This window comes from Advenella sp. (assembly GCF_052108595.1).
Lineage (GTDB): Bacteria > Pseudomonadota > Gammaproteobacteria > Burkholderiales > Burkholderiaceae_B > Advenella.
In genome coordinates this window covers 1-6,293 of sequence record NZ_JBQEAU010000082.1, presented here as the reverse complement: position 1 = coordinate 6,293, position 6,293 = coordinate 1, and the positions used below count along the sequence as shown (strand labels likewise).

Below are 6,293 nucleotides of genomic sequence, written 5' to 3'. Positions count from 1 at the left end.
ATTGACGATCAACGCGTGGGTGCCCATTCTGGCTAGATCGGTTTCTTTTACGATACCCTGCGTCTCATCATTAAGACGGATATGCAGGGAAACGATGTCGCTTTGTGCAAAAAAATGTTCCCGGGAAGGCGCCACTTCAAAGCCGTCGGATCGGGCTTTATCTGTCGATCCTGATCTGCCCCAGACCCAAACGTTCATGCCGAAGGCTCGACCATATCGCGCAACCTGCTCGCCAATTCTGCCATAGCTCCATATGCCCAACCTGTGGCCGTGTAGTTTCTGACCAAGGCTTCCCTGCCACAAGCCCTGCTTAAGACGATTGGCCTCGGCCACGATATGCCGGCGGCTGGCCAGGATCAACGCCCAGGTAAGCTCTGCCGTCGCGGTGCCCGATCCGGCTCCCTGCGCCACGGCAATGTCCAGGCGACGGCAGGCCTCAAGATCAATGTGCCCTGCCACCTTGCCTATTTGACTGATGAGCTTTAACCGGGGCAATTGTCTGAGCATGTCTTCTGTCAACACCGTTCTTTCCCGGGTCAGCACCAACGCATCGGCGTGTGCAAAGCGTCGCACCAGTTCATCCGGATCTTTACAACTGTCATTGTAGACAGTCACTTCATGCGATCGCAGTTTTTTGAAACAGTCCAGATCACGAACGCAATCTTGATAATCTTCAGGAATGATGATGTGCATAGTAGGTCTATTGAATTTTCAGATTAAGCTTTTTGGCAATCCCATGCCAGGTTTTCAGATCTTCCCTAATGACTTGATTGAACGCTTCCACGCTATTGCCACCCGGTTCGATACCCATCGATTTAAATGTCTCTGCCACTCGAGGGTCGGCCAGTGCTTTTTTTACATGTTCATTTAGCTTGCTGATGATGGCCGGATCAGTTCCCGCCCGGGCGAGCAGGCCATACCAGGGATGAATCTCAAATCCCGGAAAACCTTGTTCAGCGATCGTAGGCACATCTGGCACCAGCGGTGAACGCTTTGCCGTGGGCACGGCCAACGCCTTGATTTTATTGTCTTTCAACAAGGGCAAGGCAACCGTAGTATCCAGAAAAATGGCGTGAATCCTGCCCGACAAAAGGTCCTGAATAGCGGGCGCAGCACCTTTATACGGCGTGTGCTCCAGTGCGATGCCCGCCCGGTCTTTGAACATCTCCATCGCCAAGTGCCCGGACGATCCATTGCCCGAAGAGCCATAGAAATAGGCGGAGGGCTTGGCTTTGACCATGTCAATGAATTCGCTCAAAGTGTTTACGGGCGTTTTTACATTGACCACGAGCAGATGCGAGATATAGCCCACCACAGAAACGCCGGTAAAGTCAGTGGTCATATCAAATGGAAAATCAGAACGCAGCGCCGGAGTCGTAACGGCCTGGATAGAAGGAAAAGCCAGGGTGTAACCATCGGCAGGTGCGTTGCGCACTTCACTGAGCGCAATGACACCTGTGCCGCCTGGCTTATTGATGACCACAATGGTCCGCCCCAGGTTCTCGCTCATGGGCCTCGAGATCGCCCGAGCCATCAGATCGGTCGGGCCGCCAGGTGCAAATGGCACCACAATCTTTATCGGCTTTTCAGGATAGCCAACTGCTTCTGCTGTTGCGGCAAATACCCGAGCAGCGAAAGGCAGGCCAACCATAGCCGCCGCGCCCTGGATCAGAATCGCTCTACGCTTGTCATTCATCTTCATTGTTATCTCCTTGTCATTGTCGTTTTATTATTCAAGAATTCTACCTTCCGCCTGACTGACAATCACAAGCGCAATTCCACTGGATGGAATTGCTGAGAAAATTCAAATGAACCGGGCTATTGATACGTTCGGTAGCCGCAACCAATAGCGCAATTTTTAAGCCGGGTCCTGCTCTTTATTTATGTCTTTGAAGGAGAGCGTTTCCTTCACAGCAAGATAGGAACTGTGTAACAACGATTTGGCGGCGTTCTCCGCAGTTGCACCGTTGCCATTGGAAACTTCTGCAACCACCGCTGCCCAATCGGAAGCTGACTGTTTTCTGCGCTTTTGTGTACGGAAGCTAACCGCCTTTTCTCTAATTGCAAAGCGCCATAGCGCCTGATCGCTCAGCGCCTCATACATCGTATGAAGACGTTTTATACCGCTTGCCGACATTAGAATCCGCTGCATGTGGACAGATATTTCCATGTAATCCACCGGCTGGGTTTTCGGGTCATTGGCTAACTTTTTCAATTGAGCAACACCAGCCTGTAACTGCTCCAGGGTATCTGGCGAATGCTTCTCCGCCACAAGACGCGCAGCCAATCCGAGCAATTGAGCACGAATAATAAAGATTTGCTCAATTTCAAGCGGGTCGAAGGCAGTCACCCGAACGCCATATCGCGGGATCCTTTCGGCCACACCGTGTCGCTCAAGAATCGACATGGCTTCCCGTATGGTGCTGCGGCTGACAGCAAAACGTTCCGCATAGGTCTCTTCCTTCATGCGTTCGCCTGGCTCGATGACACCTTCCTGGATGGCTTTCAAAAGCTGTTCTGCGACCTGTTCCGGCAATGTTTTTGCATGACGGCCGATCTGGATAGCTTCATTCTGAAAGTAGGCATCTTGATGTTTCATGCGATTCCTTTTTATGCAGTTTGTTCTATTTTAGCGACAATTATCTGGCTGCGGCCATAAATTTCGCCTAACATTTAATGTCGACAAAATACATAAAACAAGGTTAGTATTAAATAGATGTATTTATGCAAATTCTTATGGAGACGACAATGGCGCAAATTCAGATCAAACCCGTGGGTTATTCACTAGGCGCTCAAATAACCGGCGTAGATATCTCCAAGCCACTGACCGAACAGCAGATCCTTGACATCAAAGATGCGTGGACTCGGCACCAAGTACTGGTCTTCCCCGATCAGGACCTGAACCCCGAATCGCTACTTGCATTCAGCCGTAATTTTGGGGAGCTGGACAATTTTTCCAGCCAGCCATTTAACCGGCATCCTGATTATGATGAGATATTCATGCTTTCGAACAAACCGATTAATGGCAAGGTGCCTCCCGGCTCTACCGGAGGACAAAACTGGCATACGGACCTGTCCTATACAATCAGGCCAGCCAAAGCGACGCTTGTTTATTGCATAGAAAAACCTTCCGTGGGTGGCGATACGATGTTCGCTAATATGTACGATGCCTACGAAACACTGTCCCCTGTGCTGCAACAATTCCTGGATGGCCTGGAAGCCGTCCATGACGTCAATCTAATTACCGCAAAACGACCGCCGGAGATCGTCGCAGAGTTTGCCCGACTGAACCCGCCGGTCATCCATCCCGCCATTCGTACCCATCCGGAGTCCGAGCGCAAAGCGCTATACGTGAACCCCCGGACTCGCAGATTCGTGGGCATGACAGAAGCCGAAAGCGCCCCCCTGATTAAATACCTGTCCGAGCACGCTGTTTCTCCCAAGTTTGTCTACCGTCATCGTTGGTCTGTCCGAGATCTTGTGATGTGGGATAACCGATGCTTGACTCATTTGGCGGTAGGAGATTTCGATCGTTCGGAAATCCGCCATATGCTGAGAACATCAACGATGGGCGACTACTATGGACGCTACGAAGATGAAGCTACAGGAGCGGAAGCGATAAAAACCAAGGGCAACAAGGACTTGGCCAAGGCGCTATCGTTGTTACATGATTGATGCAATAGTGTCGGCGTTGGACGAGTAACGCCGGCAGAGAACATCTACCTATGGCAGCCTGCATAATAAATTAATAGGGAACGCTTATGAAAACCTGTATCAACGCCATACTGAAGACAATGGCAATTAGCGCGTCTGTAATTTCCACGGTATTATCCCCGACCTCAGTTTTCGCCCAGAATCCCATCCGTGTCATGGTCGGGTTTCCGCCAGGAGGCGCCACGGACGTGATGGCGCGCGCGTTAGCAAATGAACTGTCAAAACAGATGCATCGGGAGTTTGTTGTTGAAAACAGACCCGGGGCAAGCGGAAATATAGCGGCATCTGCAGTAGCACGCGCAACGCCTAACGGCGAATCTTTGCTGTTCGTAGCCAGTACTCACGCGACTAACCCATCCTTGTATTCCAACTTGAGCTTTGACGCAAAGAATGACTTCGCCACAATTGGTATGGTCGCCACTTCACCCTATGTTCTGGTCGTCAATCCCAAGTTGACGGTTAAATCGGTGGATGAGCTGACTGCCTATCTAAAGCAGCACCCTGGTGAAATTAATTTTGCTTCTGCAAGTGCTGGAACCGGTCAGCACTTGGCAGGCGAAGTCTATAAGAAAGATGCTGGGGTGAATATTCTTCATGTGCCCTACAAAGGAAGCTCAGCCGCACTTTCGGATTTAATTGCAGGAAGAGTGGAAATGATGTTCGATAATGTGGCCGTGATGATGCCGCATATAAAAAGCGGTGCACTGCGTCCGTTGGCGGTAACGTCTCAGCAGCGTTTCAAGGAATTTCCTGACGTGCCCACGATGGCTGAAGAAGGCTATGCCGATTTTAATGTTGTTAGCTGGTTCGCCTTACTAGCGCCCGCAAAGACGCCCGTTCAATATCTCGACGAATTAAACATCAAGGTCAATGAAGTACTCAAGAGCGAATCGTTTATCAAACAACTGGCTGAGTTTGGCGCAACCCCCAAGTCATCGACCAGGGAGCAATCAAATGCTTTCATTGATACCGAGATCACACGCTGGCACAAAGTAATTAATGACCTGGGATTGAAAATCAACTAATAGTGTCATCTGTCGAACCAGATATCTGGTCAGGCAAACTGCTGCCCGGGCGGTCAGCGCTTTTTTCACCGCGAATACCGTATGTGCTACTCACCGTATCCAAGATGAGCCATTGAGCTGTCTATGTTAAGCCCGTTCATGTACTGCTCGCCGGAGACATAGAGGAAAGCATAAATTTACCGATATACAAAGTCAGTTCTTGTAGACTCTCGCAAAAGGTCAATGCATCTACTCGTCCGAAACCAATCGTGAAATCCGGCTTTCTTGCGGAAAAAAGACCACATAGTTACCCCGTCAAAAACAAAAGACGCAAAAGCCGGGCGAATAACCTTGCGACTGCGTCTTTTGTCGCTCTTCCCGAATATCTCGGCAGAGCAAGTGAACAGATCAACTTACTTATTACTTGTAGCGTGCCATTGTGAAAAAATCGATTTCACTCCACGCGAGCACCGGAAATTTTCACCGCCTCGGCCCACTTGGTAATTTCCTCGTCGACAAACGTGCCAAACTGATCGGGCGAGGAAGGTTTGAATTCGCTGCCCGCTCCGATCATCTTCGCCTTGGCTTGTGGGTCGGCCATGACTTCACGCATGTCGGCAGCGATTTTTTCGATCAGTGCCTTGGGCGTACCCTTGGGCGCAAAAAAGCCTGACCATGGAGGTGCGGCAAAGCCAGGAAATCCTTGTTCCGCTACCGTAGGGTAGTCGGGTGCACTGTCAAAGCGATCGGCGGTCGTGAGCGCAACAATTTTCAGTTTGCCGCTTTTGGCATAAGCCTGTACTGCCGGCAGGCCGGTAATACCGACTTGAATCTGACCACCCAGCAAATCGGTCACCATTGGAGTGCTACCGCGATAGGGAATGTGCAATAGCTCAAATCCGCTGCGGTTCTTGAGCAACTCCATGCCCAAGTGCGACGCTGTACCATTGCCATCCGAGCCGTAGGAATACTTTCCCTCGTCCTCTGTCTTCAGGAGTTCGATCAACTCGGTCAGATTGTCAGCAGGGACCTTGTTATTGACCACGATGGCATTGGGATACAGCGTGGCCTGGGTAATGGGCTCAAAATCCTTGATCGGATCGTAGCGCATATTTTTATAAAGCGAGACGTTGATCCCATGGGATCCTGTCACGCCCAGAACCAGTGTATAACCATCCGGCTTTGAGCGAGCCACGTATTCCGAACCGAGATTACCACCGGCACCCGGACGGTTTTCAACAATAACCGATTGATCCCACTTTTTGGCAAGCCCATCGGCAACCAGGCGCGCGGTAATGTCCGTGGCGCCACCGGCGGGAAACGGAACAACGATTGTAACGGGACGCGAGGGATAGCCCGCCACGCCATCATCAGCCGCCGCGCCGGTCATTGCAAATATACCCAGCGGCCCGGCCAGTAAACCCAGCGCGGTGCTTTTGAGCAGAGTACGACGCAAGCTGGCGCCGGCAGTGAAGAACTTTCTCATATTCGTGTGTCTCTCTGTGCGTGAATCAATGTAGTTAATAAAAATGTAAAACAGAACGGATCGCCGCTATATTGCGGTATATCCCCCAT

At 50.9% G+C, this 6,293-nt stretch carries 6 protein-coding genes; 2 read left to right on the top strand and 4 right to left on the bottom strand.

The window, feature by feature from the left end:
• From ACTIKR_RS14460 to ACTIKR_RS14450, 3 genes are all read right to left on the bottom strand, one after another.
• A partial coding sequence (locus tag ACTIKR_RS14460) for an NAD(P)-dependent oxidoreductase (RefSeq protein ID WP_442328192.1) occupies positions 1-693 on the bottom strand: 693 nt, incomplete at its 3' end.
• Between the two features lie 7 nt (positions 694-700).
• Entirely contained in the window at positions 701-1,702 is a 1,002-nt protein-coding gene (locus tag ACTIKR_RS14455; protein WP_100699287.1) for a Bug family tripartite tricarboxylate transporter substrate binding protein, read from the bottom strand.
• A 156-nt stretch (positions 1,703-1,858) separates the two neighbouring features.
• Positions 1,859-2,599 carry a GntR family transcriptional regulator gene (locus ACTIKR_RS14450; RefSeq protein ID WP_100699288.1) on the bottom strand — a complete coding sequence of 247 codons (741 nt, stop codon included), beginning with the start codon at positions 2,597-2,599 and terminating at the stop codon, positions 1,859-1,861.
• A gap of 149 nt (positions 2,600-2,748) precedes the next feature.
• On the opposite strand from ACTIKR_RS14450, the gene ACTIKR_RS14445 reads away from it, so the two are divergent.
• Together ACTIKR_RS14445 and ACTIKR_RS14440 are read left to right on the top strand one after the other, a co-directional pair.
• On the top strand, positions 2,749-3,675 hold the full coding sequence (locus tag ACTIKR_RS14445) for a TauD/TfdA dioxygenase family protein (protein WP_193089542.1): 927 nt from the start codon (positions 2,749-2,751) through the stop codon (positions 3,673-3,675).
• Positions 3,676-3,761: 86 nt separating this feature from the next.
• On the top strand, positions 3,762-4,739 hold the full coding sequence (locus ACTIKR_RS14440; RefSeq protein ID WP_193089541.1) for a Bug family tripartite tricarboxylate transporter substrate binding protein: 978 nt from the start codon (positions 3,762-3,764) through the stop codon (positions 4,737-4,739).
• 433 nt (positions 4,740-5,172) lie between these two features.
• On the opposite strand, the gene ACTIKR_RS14435 is transcribed toward ACTIKR_RS14440, so the two are convergent.
• Positions 5,173-6,204, bottom strand: a complete 1,032-nt coding sequence (locus ACTIKR_RS14435; RefSeq protein WP_100699291.1) for a Bug family tripartite tricarboxylate transporter substrate binding protein — start codon at positions 6,202-6,204, stop codon at positions 5,173-5,175.
• Positions 6,205-6,293 lie beyond the last annotated feature (89 nt).

Bases quoted from the DNA above. Each gene is read 5' to 3' on its own strand.
- ACTIKR_RS14450 (WP_100699288.1), bottom strand. From the start codon at position 2,599: ATGAAACATCAAGATGCCTACTTTCAGAATGAAGCTATCCAGATCGGC.
- ACTIKR_RS14455 (WP_100699287.1), bottom strand. From the start codon at position 1,702: ATGAAGATGAATGACAAGCGTAGAGCGATTCTGATCCAGGGCGCGGCG.
- ACTIKR_RS14435 (WP_100699291.1), bottom strand. From the start codon at position 6,204: ATGAGAAAGTTCTTCACTGCCGGCGCCAGCTTGCGTCGTACTCTGCTC.
- ACTIKR_RS14445 (WP_193089542.1), top strand. From the start codon at position 2,749: ATGGCGCAAATTCAGATCAAACCCGTGGGTTATTCACTAGGCGCTCAA.
- ACTIKR_RS14440 (WP_193089541.1), top strand. From the start codon at position 3,762: ATGAAAACCTGTATCAACGCCATACTGAAGACAATGGCAATTAGCGCG.